20 protein-coding genes and 1 riboswitch are annotated in these 18730 nt (G+C 38.0%); of the genes, 10 read left to right on the top strand and 10 right to left on the bottom strand.

Features of this window, described 5'->3' with window-relative positions; translation table 11 throughout:
* The first annotated feature begins 401 nt into the window (after window positions 1-401).
* Window positions 402-1097, top strand: a complete 696-nt coding sequence (locus V6670_RS08425; protein ID WP_141903000.1) for a response regulator transcription factor — start codon at window positions 402-404, stop codon at window positions 1095-1097.
* Window positions 1084-3135: a HAMP domain-containing sensor histidine kinase gene (locus V6670_RS08430; RefSeq protein WP_338653582.1), complete on the top strand. Its 2052-nt coding sequence runs from the start codon at window positions 1084-1086 to the stop codon at window positions 3133-3135. The genes V6670_RS08425 and V6670_RS08430 overlap by 14 nt, the downstream gene beginning before the upstream one ends.
* Before the next feature lie 106 nt (window positions 3136-3241).
* Here the strand turns inward: V6670_RS08430 and V6670_RS08435 are convergent, their stop codons facing one another.
* The 4 genes from V6670_RS08435 to V6670_RS08450 all read right to left on the bottom strand — a co-directional run bounded on the left by V6670_RS08435 (window position 3242) and on the right by V6670_RS08450 (window position 6156).
* Window positions 3242-3988 carry an amino acid ABC transporter ATP-binding protein gene (locus tag V6670_RS08435; RefSeq protein WP_338653583.1) on the bottom strand — a complete coding sequence of 249 codons (747 nt, stop codon included), beginning with the start codon at window positions 3986-3988 and terminating at the stop codon, window positions 3242-3244.
* A gap of 11 nt (window positions 3989-3999) precedes the next feature.
* Complete coding sequence (locus V6670_RS08440) at window positions 4000-4656, bottom strand: amino acid ABC transporter permease (protein WP_141903003.1); 657 nt, start codon at window positions 4654-4656, stop codon at window positions 4000-4002.
* A 67-nt stretch (window positions 4657-4723) separates the two neighbouring features.
* A complete protein-coding gene (locus V6670_RS08445) occupies window positions 4724-5521 on the bottom strand; it encodes an amino acid ABC transporter substrate-binding protein (RefSeq protein WP_141903004.1) in 798 nt (265 codons plus the stop codon).
* A gap of 242 nt (window positions 5522-5763) precedes the next feature.
* Window positions 5764-6156, bottom strand: coding sequence for a ribonuclease HI family protein (locus V6670_RS08450; protein ID WP_338653585.1), 393 nt, complete (start codon window positions 6154-6156; stop codon window positions 5764-5766).
* A 160-nt stretch (window positions 6157-6316) separates the two neighbouring features.
* Between V6670_RS08450 and V6670_RS08455 the strand changes: the two genes are divergently transcribed.
* On the top strand, window positions 6317-6508 hold the full coding sequence (locus V6670_RS08455) for a zinc-finger domain-containing protein (RefSeq protein WP_036127782.1): 192 nt from the start codon (window positions 6317-6319) through the stop codon (window positions 6506-6508).
* Window positions 6509-6582: 74 nt separating this feature from the next.
* Here the strand turns inward: V6670_RS08455 and V6670_RS08460 are convergent, their stop codons facing one another.
* Both V6670_RS08460 and pepF read right to left on the bottom strand, forming a co-directional pair.
* Window positions 6583-7566: an SEC-C domain-containing protein gene (locus tag V6670_RS08460; protein WP_058844684.1), complete on the bottom strand. Its 984-nt coding sequence runs from the start codon at window positions 7564-7566 to the stop codon at window positions 6583-6585.
* Window positions 7567-7793: 227 nt separating this feature from the next.
* The gene (gene pepF / locus V6670_RS08465) at window positions 7794-9608 is read right to left on the bottom strand and encodes an oligoendopeptidase F (RefSeq protein WP_338653587.1); all 1815 of its coding nucleotides are present in this window, start codon (window positions 9606-9608) and stop codon (window positions 7794-7796) included.
* Window positions 9609-9824: 216 nt separating this feature from the next.
* Between pepF and V6670_RS08470 the strand changes: the two genes are divergently transcribed.
* Both V6670_RS08470 and V6670_RS08475 read left to right on the top strand, forming a co-directional pair.
* On the top strand, window positions 9825-10265 hold the full coding sequence (locus V6670_RS08470; protein ID WP_058844685.1) for a DNA starvation/stationary phase protection protein: 441 nt from the start codon (window positions 9825-9827) through the stop codon (window positions 10263-10265).
* 191 nt (window positions 10266-10456) lie between these two features.
* Window positions 10457-10894, top strand: a complete 438-nt coding sequence (locus V6670_RS08475; protein WP_141903007.1) for a general stress protein — start codon at window positions 10457-10459, stop codon at window positions 10892-10894.
* 100 nt (window positions 10895-10994) lie between these two features.
* Here the strand turns inward: V6670_RS08475 and V6670_RS08480 are convergent, their stop codons facing one another.
* A complete protein-coding gene (locus V6670_RS08480) occupies window positions 10995-11363 on the bottom strand; it encodes a hypothetical protein (protein ID WP_338653590.1) in 369 nt (122 codons plus the stop codon).
* A gap of 162 nt (window positions 11364-11525) precedes the next feature.
* The gene (locus V6670_RS08485; protein WP_036122999.1) at window positions 11526-12425 is read right to left on the bottom strand and encodes a DMT family transporter; all 900 of its coding nucleotides are present in this window, start codon (window positions 12423-12425) and stop codon (window positions 11526-11528) included.
* Window positions 12426-12559: 134 nt separating this feature from the next.
* Here V6670_RS08485 and V6670_RS08490 point away from each other — a divergent pair, with 134 nt between their 5' ends.
* From V6670_RS08490 to V6670_RS08500, 3 genes are all read left to right on the top strand, one after another.
* Window positions 12560-13438 (top strand): LysR family transcriptional regulator, encoded by an 879-nt coding sequence (locus tag V6670_RS08490; RefSeq protein ID WP_141903009.1) that lies wholly within the window; start codon window positions 12560-12562, stop codon window positions 13436-13438.
* A gap of 74 nt (window positions 13439-13512) precedes the next feature.
* Window positions 13513-14187 (top strand): phosphopantothenoylcysteine decarboxylase, encoded by a 675-nt coding sequence (locus tag V6670_RS08495; RefSeq protein WP_338653592.1) that lies wholly within the window; start codon window positions 13513-13515, stop codon window positions 14185-14187.
* A gap of 210 nt (window positions 14188-14397) precedes the next feature.
* Window positions 14398-14494, top strand: a riboswitch (SAM riboswitch).
* 69 nt (window positions 14495-14563) lie between these two features.
* Window positions 14564-14719 carry a YezD family protein gene (locus V6670_RS08500; RefSeq protein WP_080717081.1) on the top strand — a complete coding sequence of 52 codons (156 nt, stop codon included), beginning with the start codon at window positions 14564-14566 and terminating at the stop codon, window positions 14717-14719.
* A gap of 83 nt (window positions 14720-14802) precedes the next feature.
* On the opposite strand, the gene V6670_RS08505 is transcribed toward V6670_RS08500, so the two are convergent.
* Window positions 14803-15288 (bottom strand): flavin reductase family protein, encoded by a 486-nt coding sequence (locus V6670_RS08505; RefSeq protein WP_036123007.1) that lies wholly within the window; start codon window positions 15286-15288, stop codon window positions 14803-14805.
* Between the two features lie 158 nt (window positions 15289-15446).
* Between V6670_RS08505 and V6670_RS08510 the strand changes: the two genes are divergently transcribed.
* Window positions 15447-16232: a VOC family protein gene (locus V6670_RS08510; protein ID WP_338653593.1), complete on the top strand. Its 786-nt coding sequence runs from the start codon at window positions 15447-15449 to the stop codon at window positions 16230-16232.
* A 104-nt stretch (window positions 16233-16336) separates the two neighbouring features.
* Here V6670_RS08510 and V6670_RS08515 read toward each other — a convergent pair whose 3' ends face one another.
* The gene (locus V6670_RS08515; protein WP_004269397.1) at window positions 16337-16537 is read right to left on the bottom strand and encodes a cold-shock protein; all 201 of its coding nucleotides are present in this window, start codon (window positions 16535-16537) and stop codon (window positions 16337-16339) included.
* 212 nt (window positions 16538-16749) lie between these two features.
* Between V6670_RS08515 and V6670_RS08520 the strand changes: the two genes are divergently transcribed.
* Window positions 16750-18429, top strand: a complete 1680-nt coding sequence (locus V6670_RS08520) for a formate--tetrahydrofolate ligase (RefSeq protein ID WP_141903012.1) — start codon at window positions 16750-16752, stop codon at window positions 18427-18429.
* Window positions 18430-18730 lie beyond the last annotated feature (301 nt).

Consider the following 18730-nt stretch of genomic DNA (forward strand, 5'->3'; position numbering starts at 1 on the left):
GCCCTTTTTCAAAATAAGTATTACTTTTTGTCCTTTTTTAAATCTAACGAAAACTACTTTTTGTTTTACTTACCTTTAACAATGTTGACAATTGTCATAAATTCTAATCGATTTCTCAAACCGAAGTACTGTTATTGGATTCATGATAGCAATTATATATTAGACGATTAAAGGAGAGCCGCTCAAGCATGCTCTCCATTTTTATATTCTTATTTATTTAGCTTAACTAAATTTTTAATTTCAAGCTTTTGTATTTAGCATAAAGAATGCATAGAGAAAAACACTAAGAAAATCTTAAGAATTGATGTCGGAGTTTGTTAAGATTTAATTAGTATTATATCCTTATACGAATCCTATAGGGGTGATGACATGAACCTAAAGCGGTGGAGGAGTGAATGTAGTTGAACATTTTGATTTGTGATGATGATAAAGAAATTGTTAGGGCGATTAGCATTTATTTAGAAAATGAGGGCTATCAAGTATTCAAAGCTTACAATGGTATAGAGGCAATCGATCTTATTCGGGATCACGTTATTCACCTCATTATTATGGATATTATGATGCCAAAAATGGATGGGATTACGGCGACGATGAAGATTCGGCAAGATAATATGATTCCGTTAATTATGCTTTCTGCTAAGTCGGAGGATTATGACAAAATACTCGGATTAAATATCGGAGCAGATGATTATATGGCCAAGCCGTTTAATCCATTAGAACTTGTGGCTAGAGTGAAATCGCAGCTAAGAAGGTATACGACGTTTGGAAGTCTCGAGATGAGTAGTGCTGTATTTCAAACGGGCGGGCTTGTGATTGATGATGAACAAAAAGTCATTACTGTTGATAAACAAGAGGTTCATTTGACACCAGTGCAATATAAAATCTTAAAGCTTCTGACAGCCAATGCTGGTAGGGTGTTCACAATAGAAGAGATTTATGAAAAGGTATGGAATGTTAGGGCTATTAATCCTGAAAATACGGTTTCGGTTCATATTCGAAAGATTCGAGAAAAAATTGAAATTAATCCAAAAGAGCCGAAGTATTTAAAAGTTGTATGGGGAGTTGGGTATAAGGTTGAGAAAGTTGAGAAGTATTAGTCATGCACTTATTACGAAAGTAGTTGTGTTTCTAATTGCTGTCGCTTGTTTAACTGGTATAGCGAGAGTAATGATTAACATGGAATTTAATGAGATTCATCTTAGTAGTATAAATCAAGATAACTATTTTGAAAGTCGAGCATTCGCAGATGAAAGTTACAGCATTATTGCTCCTTTAGCGCAATTAATCGGAAAATACAAAAGTGAAGAATATATTTTAAGTGATAAGACACTAGTAGAAGAGGATAATAGAAGAATCGAAGAAGAGTTATATTATGATTTCCGTAATTCTTATAGATATAATTCGAATTTGAGTGAAGAGGAAAATAAGCATAACTATCAAGAAATATATGCAAATGACATTGCTAGAATAAAAGATAAAAGTATGAATGAACAGGTAAGAAATTTTTATCGATTACGCAGTATGTTAGAAGCCTATGAAGGAATTGTGTTTTATGCGAGTGACGGTGAACATGAGTTCTCCAATAGTGATCTCAATAAGAAAGAGCAATTTGAATCTTTTGATGCCTATATGTTATTTGAAAATTATCAACAAAAGCTTTATCCGAATGAAGTGAAAGAAAGTCAATACTTGGATTACTTTACACATGAAGCTGACATGTTGAACCCACAGACAGATGTTATGTATGTAGCGTTTAAAGATTCTTACCTACAACAAAAAATGTCGGAATGGGAAAAAGATAAAGCGACTGCCCAAAGCTTTCTGAATGAATTTATGGTATTTCTAGCAGGGTTTATTTTATCTTTTGTGTATTTAATCATAGTTATTGGAAGAAGGTCATTTAAAGATAAAGAAATTCATTTCCATGTCATTGATAAACTCTATAATGATTTCAATATTGTGCTAGTTGGTTGCTTAACAGCGATGTGGATCACCATGATTGTTGAAGTGTTCCATGATATGTACATGTTCTTCACCGTGCCTATTTTTATCATTGCCTTACTATTGATTTTATCGCTCGTAAAGCATATTAAAAATAGATCGTTATTTCAGCATACACTTCTCTATCAAGTTTTCAAAAAGCTATTTATTTGGGTGAAACATGTTTTTGACAGTGGTAGTACAGGCGTGAAAATTGTGCTACTAGTCATTGGCTATCCATTAGTTGTGGCGGCAACATTTTTCATGTTTCCCATTACGATAGGTATAGCTGCCTGGTTGGCGATGCGAAAGGTGGAGTCATTTAATCTCATTAAAGAGGGCGTAGAGCAAATTAAGAATGGGGATCTTCATCATCGAATTGAAGTTGACGGAAAAGGGGAGTTTAGTCAACTTGCAGAAAATATTAATCGTATTACAGATGGGTTAAAAAAGGCAGTGGATAGTGAAATCAAGAGTGAGCGTTTAAAAACAGAGCTTATTACGAATGTTTCGCATGATATCAGAACGCCTTTAACATCAATTATTACGTATGTCGATTTATTAAAATTAGAAAACGATCCTGAAATGATTGCTGAATATGTGGACGTGTTAGATCAAAAATCAAAAAGACTCCAGCACTTAACGGATGATTTATTTGAAGCTGCTAAAGCATCAAGTGGTAGTATACCTGTCCAGTTAGAGCGAATTGATATCGTATCATTACTAACACAAGGAATCGGAGAAATGGATGAAAAAATTGAAGCCTCGTCATTAGATTTTAAGTTAGCCCATCCAACAGAAAAAGTGTATGTGAAGGCTGATGGTAAACTTCTATGGCGTTCCATCGAAAACCTATTCTCGAATATTTTTAAATATGCACTGCCTACATCAAGGGTATATATTAGTGTTGAAGATTTAGGGAATGAAATACTTGTGACATTTAAAAATATTTCAGCATACGAATTAAATATCTCAGTCGATGAGCTAATGGAACGTTTTAAACGAGGAGATGAATCGAGATCAAGTCAAGGTAGCGGATTAGGGTTATCGATTGCTGAAAGCCTTATTCACATCCAGAACGGCAAGTTCTTAGTTCAAGTAGATGGCGATTTATTTAAGGTCATGATTTATCTACCGAAATTTCCAAATGAATAATGTCATAAAGGAATAGGATACATGCGTGTCCTATTCCTTTTCTTTATATCGACGTACGTCTTGACCTGTATAAAAAAGAGAGCGACATGAGCCAGCTCTCCTTCAACTAATGAAGGTTCTTCTGTAAAAATGTCTTGGTGCGGTCGTTTTGTGGGTTTGTAAAAAAGTTGTCTGGATGATCGGATTCAATGATCTGACCATCATCCATAAAGACGACTTTGTTCGCTACCTCACGTGCAAAGCCCATTTCATGTGTGACGACAATCATCGTCATCTGGTCTTCAGCTAAGCTCTTCATGACCTTTAAGACTTCTCCTGTCAGTTCAGGGTCTAGGGCAGAGGTTGGTTCGTCAAATAATAAAATTTGAGGATTCATCATCAAGGCACGGGCAATGGCTACACGCTGCTTTTGACCCCCAGATAGATTGACAGGATAGGCCTTTGCTTTGTCGGCAAGTCCAATTTTCTTCAGTAAATCCTGACAGCGGCTCGTAATAGCCTCCGCTGATTCTGTTTTTAATAAGCTCGGCGCCATTTCGAGGTTTTGCTGGACTGTTAAGTGGGGAAACAGATTGAAGTGTTGAAAGACCATTCCCATTTTAGCTGTTATCGCTTTGATGTGCTGTGGTTTAGCATACTGACCGTTTTGAACAAGAAAATCGCCATCAATCACTATACTGCCACCTTCAATTTCTTCTAAATGTATTAAGCTGCGAAGCATGGTACTTTTCCCAGAGCCAGACCGGCCGATGACAGCAATGACATCGTTTTTCTCCACTGTAAATGTAATTTGTTTCAGCACTTCCACCTGATCAAAAGATTTCTTTAAGTTTGTTACTTGCATCAATGCCATATGTGTCACCTCTATTCAAATGTAAAACGTTTTTCAAGCCATTTAAAGAACATCGTCAAGACAAGCGTCATAATTAAATAAATAGCACCCGCGATAAAGAACGGCGTAATCGTGAAGTCACGATTTACGGCTGTTTGCGCAAAATGAAGTAATTCAGGCACAGCTACTGCATAGAGTAGGGCTGTATCCTTAATAAGCGTAACGGATTCATTTGATAATGCGGGTAATGCGACGCGAAACATTTGTGGCAAAATCACACGCGTCGTCGTTTGCCACTTGGATAAGCCAAGTACCTGAGCTGCCTCATATTGTCCTTTATCGATGGCAAGAAGACCGCCACGGAATATTTCTGCAAAGTAGGCAGCATAATTTAAAATAAAGCCAAGGCAAGCGGCCACAAAACGATCAAGTACTAAGTATTCACCGATTACTGGCAGCATAGGTAAACCGAAGCAAATTAATAATAATTGTAGTAATAGTGGTGTACCACGCATGATATAAATATACGTATGTGCAAGCCAAGAAAGTGGTTGAATGCGACTTTTTACTGCGAGTGTTAGTAAAAAGCCTAATGGAATCGAAACCAGAATGGCGATGAAAAACAGTAACACTGTCGTTTTCGCACCTTCTAGCATCGGCCATATCATAGTTTGCCAGTAATCCGCCATAAAGATGTCCCTCCAAAAAGAGTAAGAGTTTCACAAAGGAAACTCTTACAAATGATGTATCCTGTCATTACTTTAATACTTTGTCTTCACCGAACCATTTGGTAGAAATTTCAGCAGCTGTACCATCTTCGTTCATTTTGTCTAATGCGGCTTGTAATTTTTCCAGTAGGGCCTCATTGCCTGGTTTCACGCCAATTCCATACTGTTCTGGTGCAAGTGATTCCTCTAATAATTTAAATGTATCAGGCTCCTGTGTCATATAATATTCTGCAACAACCGCATCGATAACAACGGCATCAACACGACCTGTTTTTAAGTCGGATAAAGCTAAAACATTATCCGCAAACTCTGTAATTTTTTTCACTTCTTTGTGAATTGGATGCCCGTTTAGTGCATCTGCCGCAGAAGAAAGGGATTGAATACCTACTTCTTGTCCAGCTAAATCACTTAGTTTCGAAATCTTTGAATCTGCTTTTGTCATGACAACTTGAGCGTTTTCAAGATAAGGCTTTGTAAATAGTACTTTTTCTTTACGCTCATCTGTAATGGTATAACCGTTCCAAATTAAATCAATTCGTCCACTCAGTAATTCTGCCTCTTTTGTTTTCCAATCGATTGGTTGAAATTCTGCTTCGACGCCCATATGCTCAGCTGCCGCACGGGCTAAATCGATATCGAACCCAACGATGTTGTTCTTGTCATCACGGAAGCCCATTGGCGCAAATTTATCGTCAATTCCAATAATGATTTTTTCTACATCAGCAGCTTTTTCATCTTTCTTCGCTGCATTTTCTTTCGATGTACCACACGCTGCTAAAACGATCACAGCTGTCAGCATCATGAATAAAGTCAATACTCGTTTCATTTTGTTTCCCCCTATAATCTATCACTTTCGTTTGCTAAACTGCTAATGTGTTAAAGGATATCATCGTGATTTAACAATGTCAATATCGTTTTGGATTAATCAGAAAATTAGCTGCATTTCCTAGCATTTTTTGAATGAAGCTTATTTTCATAAAAAGTTTGAATAGGGGAAATGGTGAACAATGGAAGAAGTGGAGAAAAGAAAACGAGACTGTACATGACGGACAGTCCCGTGAAATAGTATTAAGTATTTTTACTTTGAATTGCTTTTCGAGCCAAAGCATCGGCAGCTTTATTTTGTGAGTCGGGTACCCATTTAATAAAGAATAAATCAAAGCTAGCGGCTAGCGCTAAAGCTTTTTCAAGATAAGGTTTAAATTCCTCGTTTTTAACATATTCTTTTTCCATAGAAGCGACAACAATTTTAGAATCCGAGCGTACGGATACTAGTGTTGAGCCTAGCTTTTGTGCTTCTTCAAGACCGCGAACTAATGCAGTGAATTCAGCGATATGATTATTTGTTTCGCCAATATACTCACTAATTTGGATATGATGGCCTTCACCTTTAATAAATAGCCCGATTCCACTTGGACCAGGATTTCCTGCACTGGCAGCGTCTATATAAACTTCTAACATACCATCCCTACTTTGCAATGTGACTTCTCTATAATTGTACAACAAGGATCAGAATCATAGTCTGTAAAAAATGGAACAAACAAAATAGTTGCTTGTTCAAATTGAACGCTTCATAATAATAAGAAGTGAATTTTGGACGTGAGAGGAGCGGGGGCTCAACATGGATAAAGTGACGGTTATGAGGGATATTGACGAACTGCATGATACGTATTGTGCGGATTGCTTGGTGATTAAGCAATTACGTAAAGAACGTGGTAAACCAGGAGCTCACCGTTTCTGTATTGAGGCGTGTTCAGTTGGGGAAAAGTTACAGTTTTTGGGAGAAGAGCTTTTGAAAGTGTATAGTAAATAAAATACGAACCTCATGAGAAAAAGCTACATTGATTAGCAATCCGCTGGTCAATGTAGCTTCTTTCATCATTACTTTTATTTTGTTTCAGCATAACTGCTTAGGTCTTGGTAATATTTTGTCAGAGACGAAGCAGAAATATCAAAAGTTGCAGCAATTTCCTTTACGGTCATGGATAGGGACTCGAATAGCTCTTTTTCTTGACCATAACGAATCGCACCAGCTGCAATAGCCGCTTCTTTGCGAGCAGTCGGTTGTCCTTCGATTAAATAGTCCTCTAAAAGCTCAAGCATCGGAGCTGATTCGCGCTCATTTTGCTCTAAGAAATCTTTTACTTGTGTCAGGACATTGCTTTCGAAGTTTGAAAACTCCTCACCTTTATAGCCATTCGATACTAATAGCTCCCAGAATGTTAGATGCTCTTCTTTTAAGAATGAGCTTACCTTCTTCTCGGATGCCTCATAGTTTTTTTTAAATTCCTCAAATACTTTTGCATGATCCTCAGGGAAGAAAATAAGGGTAGACACAGCTAAATAATGTGTCGATTTCTTCGTTCCATCTGGTAAGATAAAGGCAAATACATGCATACCTTCAGGAATCGGTTTATTATTTTCACGACGAATAGAAAGCTCTTCATTCGTAAGTAAATGATTAGCCTTGAAATATTTTTCCTCAACAACAGACACCGTACCAATAAATAAAGCCGGCTGAGACCAGTCTTCAAGTACCTTGACAGTAGATGGTCTTACTGCCTTTTTCTTCGTTTTCTTTAAGTAACTTTTCCAAATAGATGGCTCTTGATGGAAGAAAAAGTCGTCTAAAGCGATTGCTTCAATGAGCTCACGCTGTAGCACACTCTCTAATTTAGGCTGCCATGTGCCGACATGCTCAATATATGCACGAACATCTTTACGTTCGGGATATTCTAAGTAAAAAGTTTGTAGCACACGCTCTAATTCTTCGATTTGAACTGTTTCCACTGTTACTTGCTGTTTGCCTTCACAACATTTTTTATATTTTTTGCCGCTACCGCATGGGCATGGATCATTACGTTTTACCATAATTAGAACACTTCCTTTAATAATTGTTAATCGTATATTGCTAAATAATTTGCGTACTCTTAATAATAACGGTACTTTTGTATGAAGAAAAATGATTGTCTATTTTGAAATATCTAAAAAGTGTAGAGGGACGCCCTGATTCTATTATATGTACGTATTTTTTCACTTAGAACTAAAAAAAGAAAACGATCTGCACCTTTAACATGCAGGACCGTTTTCTTGCTAGATTATTGCTGAACCGCTTCAATTTCCAAAGTTAGGCGTTCAAGCTCATCAATCAAATGACCGATATAGGCAATCGTATCACGAAGCGGTTGGTCTGTTGTAATATCGACACCAGCCATTTGTGCTAACTCTACTGGTGATTTTGTGCCACCAGCCTGTAAGACAGCTAACCATTCTTCAACAGCTGTGTCGCCCTCTTTTAAAATACGTTGAGACACTTGTGTAGAGATGGTTAACCCAGCACTATATGTGTATGGGTAAAGACCCATATAATAGTGAGGTTGACGCATCCATGTAAGTTCTGCACCTTCAGAAATGTCAACTGTATCACCCCAGAAATCTTCTAGCACAGAGCGTTTTAATTGATTTAAAATTGTTGCATTAACAGCTTCACCAGCATCAATTAATTCATACACTTTACGTTGATAGGCTGCTTCTAGTAAATGAGTGACAAAGTTATGATAATACGTTTTCGACACAATATTTGAAATCACCCAACGTTTAAAACGTAAATCATCGTTATGTGTTAGTAAATAATTTGCTAACAGCATTTCATTCATTGTTGATGGTGCTTCAATAAAGTATAGAGAAGGTCGGCTATTCAGATAAGATTGATGTTCATGCGTATTCGCAAAATGCCCTGCATGACCAAGCTCATGAATAAGAGTAAAGACTTCATTCATGCGTTCGTTCCATGACATTAAAATATAAGGATGGCTACCATACGGACTTGAGCAAAATGCCCCTGTAGATTTTCCTTTGTTTGGTGCATAGTCAATCCAACGTTCATTGAAGGCTCTATCCATTAAATGATTATAGTCTTCCCCCATAACAGCTAATGCTTTTTCAACATATTCTTTCGCCTCAGCCATCGATAATTTTGGATCATAATCAGAATCAAGCGCTATTTTTAAATCTGCAAATGTCATTTTATCGATACCGTTGGCTTTTTGAATTAAAGCTGCATAACGACGCATATGTGGGGCAAGCTCTGTCGTAATTAAATCAATTTGACGATTATAGAGCGAACGATCGACGTCCTGATCAAAGAGTAAATAATCAATGACCGAGTTAAAGCCTCGTAGGTCTGCCATTGTTTTTTCCTGCTGAATATGCGTGTTATACACTTGTGCTGTTGTATGCTGGTAATCGCGTAGCTTGCTTGAAAAGGCTTTAAAGGCAGCGCGGCGTATTTCTGTATTCGCTTCAAACTCCCAGTCATTTTCGTAAAGGACGAAGCTAAGTGGATGCTTTTCACCATTGGCTTCAAATTGACCAAAGTTCATGTCTACTAATTTCGTCATATTGTATATTTCATATGGTGCATCGAATGTAGCACTAAATGCTGCCAATGCTTTTTCGACTTCAGGATGTAGCTGGTGAGGCTTTTGCTTTAACAGTTCCTCTAGATAACGTTTGTAAAGAGGGCTTGATGCTGCCGCTTCTTGTAAAATGGCTTCATCCAACGCTAGTAACTCACTGCGCACGAAGGAGAGAGCACTGCTTACCTTTCCAATAGCTGTAGCAAATTTTGCAGCTCGCATTTGCGCTCCATCATTTGTACGATCTGTTTCAAGGTTTAAGCTGGCATACGTGCCAATCGGAACAAACCTTTTTTGTAGCTCTTCAAAGGCAGATAGCACGTCAATAACTTTTTGTGCATCTGTAATCGTTCCTTGGTATTGCTGCTCGAAGCTAAGTGCGTCTTCCACCAATTGTGCTAAAGTAGGTTCAAAATCAGCATCATGGCTCAATAAATCTGTTAAATCCCAAGTTTCTTCTACTGCTACATCTTTTCGTAATGGTAAAACTTCCATTCATAGACACCCCTTTACATGTAAGTGATTTCATTATAACGAAACTATTTCGGAAAGTGAAATAATTTCATAGAATAGTTGCAATATTCTTAATGAAGATCGTTTGTCGAAGACATGTTTGAAATATTGTCGGGCGGGAACAATAGATGTATAGCCGGCATCATTTGTTACACATATTAAAGGCTAGAACAAGACATATTGGAGGAGAAAGTGATTATGACACAAAACTTAAACAAACAATTAAATAAGCTAGTGGCTACATGGTCTGTACTTTATACAAAGCTGCACAATTATCATTGGTATGTGACAGGACACTCATTCTTTACACTGCATGCAAAATTTGAAGAGTTGTATAATGAAACAACCTTGAATTTAGATGAAATTGCAGAGCGTATTCTTTCAAAGGATGGCAAGCCAGTCGCAACATTAAAAGAACATCTAGAGCTTTCCTATGTAGAGGAGGCGGCAGGAAATGAGACGACTGAGGAAATGGTCGCTACGATAATTTCGGATTTCCAAAAGCTCATGAAAGCATTAAATTCCACAATGGAGCTAGCAGCAGAAGAAGGGGACGATCGTACAGAGGATTTACTTAACGCTATGTACCAATCTCTTGAAAAGCATACATGGATGTTAAAAGCCTTTCTTGACAAGTAAAAACGACAGTTACAGCATGTTGGAGATAATAAGTACTCTGGCATGCTTTTTTTCTGCGATTAATGCTTGATGTCAAAGACATAACATGTATTAAGGGTTCATAACAATTATGACAGTTTGGTAAAAAGCGTTTGCTCGTGTACAGCAAGGGTAATTATCTAGTAAGCCATATAAATTAGGAGGAATTGAACATGATGAATGAACAAAACCCACAAATTGAGGTGGCCCATACGAGGAATGAAATGCTTCACATTTTAGAAAGTATGCGGTTAGAAGGTTATCAACAAGAGGATATTCATATTATTGCGAAAGATTCCGAACAGTTTGAGGATGTAAAATGGGATGCTGATGTCCAAACACATGAGGCTGGTAATTGGGTGGACCAATTCAAATCTTGGTTTACAGGTGACTCGGCTGTGACAGAGGGCTTAAAACGATTTAATCTATCAGAGGGACAAATCGCTTATTATGCACACCTTGTGGAGCAAGGTAGTATCGTCTTATATGCGGAACGTGAGGATGATGTAGATCCGCTACAAGCACATTCTGAGACAGTTGCCGAGCAAGAGGCACGTTTAAAACAGCAAGAGCGTATGATAGAGGCAGAGCAATATAGAAGATTTTTATAAGGATCAAACCAGTGAGATATGGCTCTGGCTTGCTGGTTAAAATATAGACAAAGTCGTTTTATTCGACTTTGTCTATTATTTTATCTAACATTGTTTTCCTTTAAATCCCATATCTATATTTAGCAATGTTATCCTTCGCATTTAAAATCGAAAGTATCGGGTCATTTGCTGGCTCTTCAAATGGCTGCTTAAACAGGTTATGAGGCATAGTATGTAAATGGCTAGCTTCTTTATTGTCATGGCTTTGTTTAGTTTCCATCAGGAGTACTCTTTGTCCATTTGGTTTAACAAGATATTGACGCACATAGCCATTTTCGTGTCTGATTTCAATTTTCGATTTGTTCTTTTTGGCGTCTTCCTCTTCACTGTCATCCACATATTTAAGTAAATCCAATAGGTTTTCTGTTTTAATAGGTTGATTGACCTTAGCTGGTAAATAGTATGATGTATTTCGGGGTTGAATTTGCATAGATGACTCTCCTCCAATTAGTTTCTGTAAAAAATAGACTGTATAGTAAACTATTTTACATGTAGTGATGCTATAAATTCAATACATAGTAGAAAAGGAAGCTTGAGATATAACTCTCAGCTTCCTTTTTCATTCGTAAATGAAGTGACACGACACACTATTTTATTGTATGACTTTTTCCTGTGCTTCTTTTTTAATAAAACGTAATGCATGGAAGTGCTCTAATTGAGCCACTAAATTACCAATAAGGATAAAGCTACCGCCAATCACTAATTTCACTGTTAAACTTTCACCAATAAACATCATGGCAAACATGGCTGCAAAAATTGGTTCTAATGAAAAAATAAGTCCTGTATGTGTAGCAGAAGTATACTGTTGTGCAACAGTTTGCCCAACAAAGCAAAATGCACTACAAATGATACCGAGCCCTAAAATAGCCAGCCAGGATGACATTGAATTTGGCAATGTCGGTGTTTCAAATATAAATGTTAGGACAAGGGCATAGATACCAGCAAAGCCGAGCTGATAAATTCCGTATGAAATGGATTCAACATTTCGTGTAAATGAGCTATTCAATAGTAAATAAATGGAATAGCATAGTGCTGCAATGGCTACTAATAAATCCCCTTTATGGAAGGTGAATGAGCCATGTGCTGTTAAGACTGTAATACCAATCATCGTGCAAATGACCGCAAAGCTAACGGCTCTCGATGGTAATTTTTTTTCAATGAAACTGCTGAAAATCGGCACTAATACTACGGTTAGGCTTAAAATAAAGCCTGCATTTGAGGCAGAAGTAGACTGTAAACCAAATAAACTTAACGCGAACACAATGAATAATAAAAATCCTTGAATAGCCGCATATTTTAATGTTTTACCATTTACTTTGATCATCCGTTTATAAAAAATAAGTCCTGCTACGAAAAATGCAATGATACAACGCAATGCCACCACATTATAAACTGCCAATGTTTCAAGCCCCATGACCATAAAGGTATAAGATAGTCCCCAAAACATTGTGACAATAACCATCAATACATTTGCTTTTCCTTGGATACTCATTATGTTCACCTACCATCTGTGTACTAAAACAGTTTTTATACTAAAATTTACTATATATCTTGTATTGTGATTAGTAAAACGAATGTTTATAATGAATAGGATTAAAAAAATTCATGTATATAGAGGGATGACGAATGAGCTTAGTTAAATATGAGATTTTAACAAAGGTGGCAGAGGTAGCAAGCTTTACAAAAGCAGCGGATGCACTAGGACTAACACAGTCTGCTGTGAGCCATGCCGTGTCTAGTTTAGAAAAAGAATTTGGCTTTGCTCTCATTCATCGAAGTCGTGCAGGTGTAACACTGACGAGTGAGGGGCAGACCATGCTAAGGGCGATGCGTCAGGTCCTGGATGCCCAGGAATTATTGCAGCAGGAAGCGGCCCATATACTGGGTGTAACACGCGGGAAAGTTCGAATTGGCGTTATTTCAAGTATTTCCTCGAATTGGATGCCAGAAATTGTTCGTATTATGGATCATCAATTTCCAGGGATACAAGTAGAGTTACGAGAGGGAGATTATTACGAAATTGAACAATGGCTGCTAAGTGGGGAAGTCGAGGTAGGATTCTTGAATGGTCAAAAATCAGAGCAATATCAATTTATGGAATTACAACAAGACCCTTTATTATGTATTGTTTCAGATAAAAGCCCTTTATTTCATAAGACAGAAATTGATATTGTTGACCTAGAAGATATGCCTTTTATCATGACTTCCTATAAAGGGACAAATGATGTAAAGGTACTGTTGGAGCAATATCATGTAAAGCCCCATATTCGCTTTGAGCTTTCTGAGGAGGTAGGGATTCTTTCAATGATTTCCCATCATTTAGGCATTAGTATTTTGCCTCAATTGGTCATTCAACATTTACCAGCAACGTTAAAAGCAATCCCGCTAAAGCAAGGAGGCTACCGTACCATTGGAATTGCGATGAAGCACCACGCTTCCCCTGTTACTAAGAAATTTGCGGAAATATTAAGTGCTTGGTTAAAAGAGCAAAATAGTACGCTATGATTGTGGCTATTGAAGCACATCCTTACATTACGTTAAAATAGAATTTGTATATATTGTAGAAAATAGGTGAGTGTATGGGGACATTACAAGGCAAAACCGTACTCATTACAAGTGGGGGAACACTTGAAAAATGGGATCGTGTACGAGGGCACACGAATTTATCAAAAGGGACAATGGGCTGTTATTTAGCAGAGGCCGCATTGGCTAAGGGTGCGAATGTAATATATATGCATGGCTACTTTGCACAGCTTCCAGCAAACCACGACAAAATGACATTGGTAAAATTTGAAGGTATAGAGGATTTAGGAGAAAAGGTACGTCATGCGGTTCAGCTACAACAAGTCGATATTGTCATTATGGCTGCTGCTGGCTCCGATTGGGTTATTGACAAGGTTTATGATCAATCCGGTAATTTAATGGAGGAAGCGGGGAAAATGCCTTCTGACGAACCACCTATTATCCATTTTAAAAAGGCACCAAAAGTATTAGGGCAAATCAAGGGCTGGCAACCAAATGTAACGTTAGTGGGCTTTAAGCTAGAAGCTACAAATGATGAGGATTTTTTACTCGCTCGTGCAAGACTGCGTATGGAAGCAGCGCATGCTCAATTTATGGTTGCAAATAGCTCGCAGTCTTTATATGGCGGGGATGAGCCTCATTGGATCGTGCCTGCTGAGGGGCAACCAATTAAGATGATGGGCAAGCAACAGACAGCACAAACTTTAATGGAATGTTTGCATGGGGAATAACGTGATGAACTGTGGAGAAGGTCATACTTCTACACAGTTTTTTTCTTTGCCATTGTGGTTAGATAGACTGACATAGCATACAATACGATAGGATTATGAGTGAATTGTAGCAGAGAGGATGCTATTACAAAGTATTCAGCTAGGTTTTCTAATATTTTATATTGACATTCGGATAACAGAATTATAGAATTATTTTCAAGAAACGCAGTACTCTTATCAAGAGAGGTGGAGGGACTTGGCCCCATGAAGCCTCGGCAACCGAGAAGATAGGTGCCAAATCCAACAGATGGTGCCTGAGAGATAGGAGGGGCTATCAATCGGTTTGATGCGTTGGCCTCTTTTGTACAACTAGGAGAATAAAGAGGGGGTGTATCGTATGGCTCAATCGGCAAAGGTAGATGATAAAAAATTAGAGGCAATTGCTAAGGCAATTCAAAATCTTGAATTTGGTGAAGTGAATATTACGATTCAAGATGGTGTGATTGTGCAAATTAATAGGCTTGAAAAGCAGAGATTTCCACAGAAGAAATAATGATCATTTCAGTTGAACGATGTGAAAAGGCCACCAATAAGCATGGTTTCCATTGCTTACAAGTGGCTCTTTTTTTATGGAAATTAGCTATAAAAGCTTTTTGGAATTGGACCGATATGACGGCGATGATAGAGAAGGGGTTCTTTTTGAGAATTTGTAATGTCTAGCACTTGCCCAATAAAAATAGTATGATCGCCTGCATCTATTTGCTGAAATGATTTACATTGTAAAATAGCTGCTGTATCATGTAAAATCGGTAGCCCAAAAGTAGAAGTAGACCATTTAGCTTGAGCAAAGCGATCCGGGACTTTACTTGCAAATAATGTACATAAATGCTCTTGATTACTCGCTAAAATATTGACAGCGAATTTTTCTGCACCCATAAAGTAAGAATGGAGCTGAGATTTTTTATCAAGTGACCATAAAATAAGTAGTGGGTCAATGGAAACAGATGCAAAAGAATTGACTGTTAAGCCAATTGGATTCGTTTCATGACATGCGGTCACAACCGTTACACCTGTAGGATAGTTACCTAATGCCAATTTAAAAGCAGCTACTTGATCTGTCATTCAAATCACCTCTTTATAGTTAGTAATAAATTAGTTAACGGAGTTAGTAGGTAAATTGCACTTTTTTTCATACCATATAGTAACTCCTTTTCTTAAGTAAATTTTAAATCAATTAAACATCCAGGTAAAGCTAATGGGGGAAAGAAAGGGGAATTGCCATGACTTTATATTTTGATCATCTGGTACATCAAGTAGAATCACCAGAAAATATAAAGGTTTTCTTCAATAAACGAAATGTCCGTACAGTGAACGGTGGTCAACACACGATGTGGGGGACTTATAATACGCTAAGCTATTTTGGCTTAAGCTATATTGAACAAATCGCTATTTATGATCGTGATTTATTTGAGCAAGCGGCTTTGTACCCTTATTCCCTACATTATACGTTTAAACGTGATCGTGAGCGCCAAGGATTTTCACGAATTGCCTTGCGCACCAAAAATATTGAAGACGAGGGTCAACGATTGCGTGCAATGGGCTTTGACGTATATGGTCCCGATGCCTGTAGCCGAACAAGACCAGATGGCACGATACTAGAATGGAAGCTATTGCATTTTGGCATGCCCAATCTTTCATTGGATTTTCCATTCTTAATTGAATGGGCAGATGAAGATGAGGAACGTTTGACACAATTAAAAGCTAGTGGTGCAATCGATGAAAACCAAGCCATCACAATGGAATCTATTCAGTTTTTTGTCAAAGATGTGGAGGAGACGGTTCAGCTTTGGCAGAAGGTATTACAGCTACCCGATTCTGAGCAGCATGAGCAATTTGTGTCACTACAGCTACCAAATATGCGCTTGGATTTTTATGAGGAGGCGGCAGCATCTACCATGACGCTAGGGCATTTAAAAGAAGGCCCAATCGGTGTAACATTGAAAGATCCACACCGAACAAAGGAAACATTAGTTTGTCCAGGTGCTTTTTATTGGATTAATAGATAAATTAAAAATCCACTTCAATTGTTGAAGTGGATTTTTATGTGCAAACATGTCAAAAAGCGGATTGAGCACTATTCATCTACCTCATCCACTTTCAATTTTGGAGCTTATAATTTTACAACATTTGATGCCTGGGGTCCTCGATTGCCTTCCACAACATCAAATGACACCTTCTGACCTTCTTCAAGTGTACGGAAGCCTTCCTCCTGGATGCCCGTAAAATGTACAAATACATCTTCTCCATCATCACATTCAATAAAGCCATAACCCTTTTCATTATTGAACCACTTTACGATCCCCTGTTGCATAAGCATTCGCCTCCAATGCGCTTGAATGTAAAATAAAGTTAACTAAGTTGTGCTATCATTGAGAAAATGTGAAAAATTGCATTTTCTCTTAGAACATACATGAATTGAACAAAGATGTCAATTGATTGTCGAAATGCTTGTGTATCTGGCTTTCTTTTTTTTCACAATTAAGACTATAATGGAAATGAACAACATAGAAAGTAGGATGCCAAATGACAACGAAAAATCAACCATTATCAGATTTAGAAATCGCTAGTCAAGCAGTAATCAAACCGATTACGGAAATTGCCAATGCTGCGGGTATTCCAGAGGATGCTCTTGAGCAGTATGGACGCTACAAAGCAAAAATTGATCCTTTAAAAATTACAGCTCAGGGTGAGGACGCAAAGGTTGTGCTAGTTTCAGCTATTAGTCCAACACCAGCAGGTGAAGGGAAGTCGACGGTTACTGTAGGACTAGCAGATGCTCTTCATCAATTAAATAAGAAAGTAATGGTCGCTTTACGTGAACCATCATTGGGTCCAGTTATGGGCGTAAAAGGCGGGGCAACTGGCGGGGGCTACGCACAGGTTGTACCAATGGAGGATATTAATTTACATTTCACTGGCGACCTTCATGCGATTACAACAGCCAACAATGCTTTATCCGCATTCATTGATAATCATATCCATCAAGGGAATGCATTAAACATTGATCCACGACGTATTATTTGGAAGCGTGTAATGGACTTAAATGATCGTGCTCTTCGTAAAGTGGTTGTAGGATTAGGTGGTCCTGTTCAGGGCATGCCGCGCGAGGACGGCTTTGATATTACAGTGGCCTCCGAAATTATGGCGGTGTTCTGTTTAGCGACAAGCATTGAGGATTTACGCGAACGCATAGCTAGCATTGTGATTGGCTATACATTTGAGCGTGAGCCTGTCTTTGTACGTGATTTACAAGTAGAAGGTGCCTTAACATTATTATTGAAAGATGCCTTCAAGCCAAACTTAGTCCAAACATTAGAAGGCACTCCGGCTATTATACATGGTGGTCCATTTGCGAATATTGCCCACGGCTGTAATTCCATTATGGCGACACAAACTGCTCGCAAGCTAGCGGACATTGTGGTAACAGAAGCGGGCTTCGGCTCTGATTTAGGTGCTGAAAAATTTATGAATATTAAAGCACGTAAAGCGGGCTTTAAACCAAGTGCAGTAGTTATCGTAGCAACGATTCGTGCCTTAAAAATGCATGGTGGTGTACCGAAAACAGCACTTGTTGACGAAAATGTGAATGCCTTGCTACAAGGAATTGAAAACTTAGCTAAGCATGTTGATACGGTACGTACATTCGGCGTGGAACCGATTATTGCGTTAAATCGTTTTATTACAGACTCAGAGGCGGAGCTAGAGGCTGTTCTGAACTGGTGTCAGGAAAATCAAGTTCGTATTGCCCGTACAAATGTCTGGGAAGAGGGCGGGAAAGGCGGATTAGCGCTAGCTGAACAAGTATTAGCTGTGCTTGAAGAAGAAAACAACTTCTCTCCTTTATATGATGTAACGGAGTCCATTGAAGAAAAAGTGCGTACGATTGTGCAAAAGGTATATGGCGGAAAAGATGTACAATTCACTGATCAAGCCAAAAAACAAATTGCTCAAATCGAAAAATTCGGCTGGGACTCTCTGCCAGTTTGTATGGCGAAAACACAGTATTCTTTATCCGACCAACCAAGTTTACTCGGCCGACCAGAAGGCTTTACGATCACAATTCGTGAAGTTATTCCAAAGCTTGGTGCAGGCTTCCTAGTTTGTCTGACAGGCGATATTATGACTATGCCAGGACTACCTAAAACTCCAGCTGCCCTTCGCATGAATGTTGACAATGAAGGCCATGCGGTAGGATTATTCTAATATCTTCTTTAAAGCTGCCCAACTTAAATGGGCAGCTTTTTTTAATGGATAAAGGGGAAAACTTGGTTCCTAGATGATCTCTGCATAATTTGGAAGAGAGCTACTATTTATTTCTTCCTCGACTCATCGTCTATTTACAATTCAAGCGTGGCATAAATGTGAAATTTTAGTTGATTTCTTCATCTACTACATGAGTAAAAATTCATAAAAGTTAATTTTTTTTAAAAGATTTTAAGATTCTAGTGAAAACTAGGGTCTTTTTTGTGTTGCAAAAAAATTATGAGAACTTTCCTTATATAAA

This window comes from Lysinibacillus sp. Y5S-8 (assembly GCF_036894365.1).
GTDB lineage: Bacteria > Bacillota > Bacilli > Bacillales_A > Planococcaceae > Lysinibacillus > Lysinibacillus fusiformis_D.

Coding starts and splice junctions, on each gene's coding strand:
- V6670_RS08435 (WP_338653583.1), bottom strand. CDS start 3,988: ATGGCATTGATGCAAGTAACAAACTTAAAGAAATCTTTTGATCAGGTG.
- V6670_RS08440 (WP_141903003.1), bottom strand. CDS start 4,656: ATGGCGGATTACTGGCAAACTATGATATGGCCGATGCTAGAAGGTGCG.
- V6670_RS08445 (WP_141903004.1), bottom strand. CDS start 5,521: ATGAAACGAGTATTGACTTTATTCATGATGCTGACAGCTGTGATCGTT.
- V6670_RS08450 (WP_338653585.1), bottom strand. CDS start 6,156: ATGTTAGAAGTTTATATAGACGCTGCCAGTGCAGGAAATCCTGGTCCA.
- V6670_RS08455 (WP_036127782.1), top strand. CDS start 6,317: ATGGATAAAGTGACGGTTATGAGGGATATTGACGAACTGCATGATACG.
- V6670_RS08460 (WP_058844684.1), bottom strand. CDS start 7,566: ATGGTAAAACGTAATGATCCATGCCCATGCGGTAGCGGCAAAAAATAT.
- pepF (WP_338653587.1), bottom strand. CDS start 9,608: ATGGAAGTTTTACCATTACGAAAAGATGTAGCAGTAGAAGAAACTTGG.
- V6670_RS08470 (WP_058844685.1), top strand. CDS start 9,825: ATGACACAAAACTTAAACAAACAATTAAATAAGCTAGTGGCTACATGG.
- V6670_RS08475 (WP_141903007.1), top strand. CDS start 10,457: ATGATGAATGAACAAAACCCACAAATTGAGGTGGCCCATACGAGGAAT.
- V6670_RS08480 (WP_338653590.1), bottom strand. CDS start 11,363: ATGCAAATTCAACCCCGAAATACATCATACTATTTACCAGCTAAGGTC.
- V6670_RS08485 (WP_036122999.1), bottom strand. CDS start 12,425: ATGAGTATCCAAGGAAAAGCAAATGTATTGATGGTTATTGTCACAATG.
- V6670_RS08490 (WP_141903009.1), top strand. CDS start 12,560: ATGAGCTTAGTTAAATATGAGATTTTAACAAAGGTGGCAGAGGTAGCA.
- V6670_RS08495 (WP_338653592.1), top strand. CDS start 13,513: ATGGGGACATTACAAGGCAAAACCGTACTCATTACAAGTGGGGGAACA.
- V6670_RS08500 (WP_080717081.1), top strand. CDS start 14,564: ATGGCTCAATCGGCAAAGGTAGATGATAAAAAATTAGAGGCAATTGCT.
- V6670_RS08505 (WP_036123007.1), bottom strand. CDS start 15,288: ATGACAGATCAAGTAGCTGCTTTTAAATTGGCATTAGGTAACTATCCT.
- V6670_RS08510 (WP_338653593.1), top strand. CDS start 15,447: ATGACTTTATATTTTGATCATCTGGTACATCAAGTAGAATCACCAGAA.
- V6670_RS08515 (WP_004269397.1), bottom strand. CDS start 16,537: ATGCAACAGGGGATCGTAAAGTGGTTCAATAATGAAAAGGGTTATGGC.
- V6670_RS08520 (WP_141903012.1), top strand. CDS start 16,750: ATGACAACGAAAAATCAACCATTATCAGATTTAGAAATCGCTAGTCAA.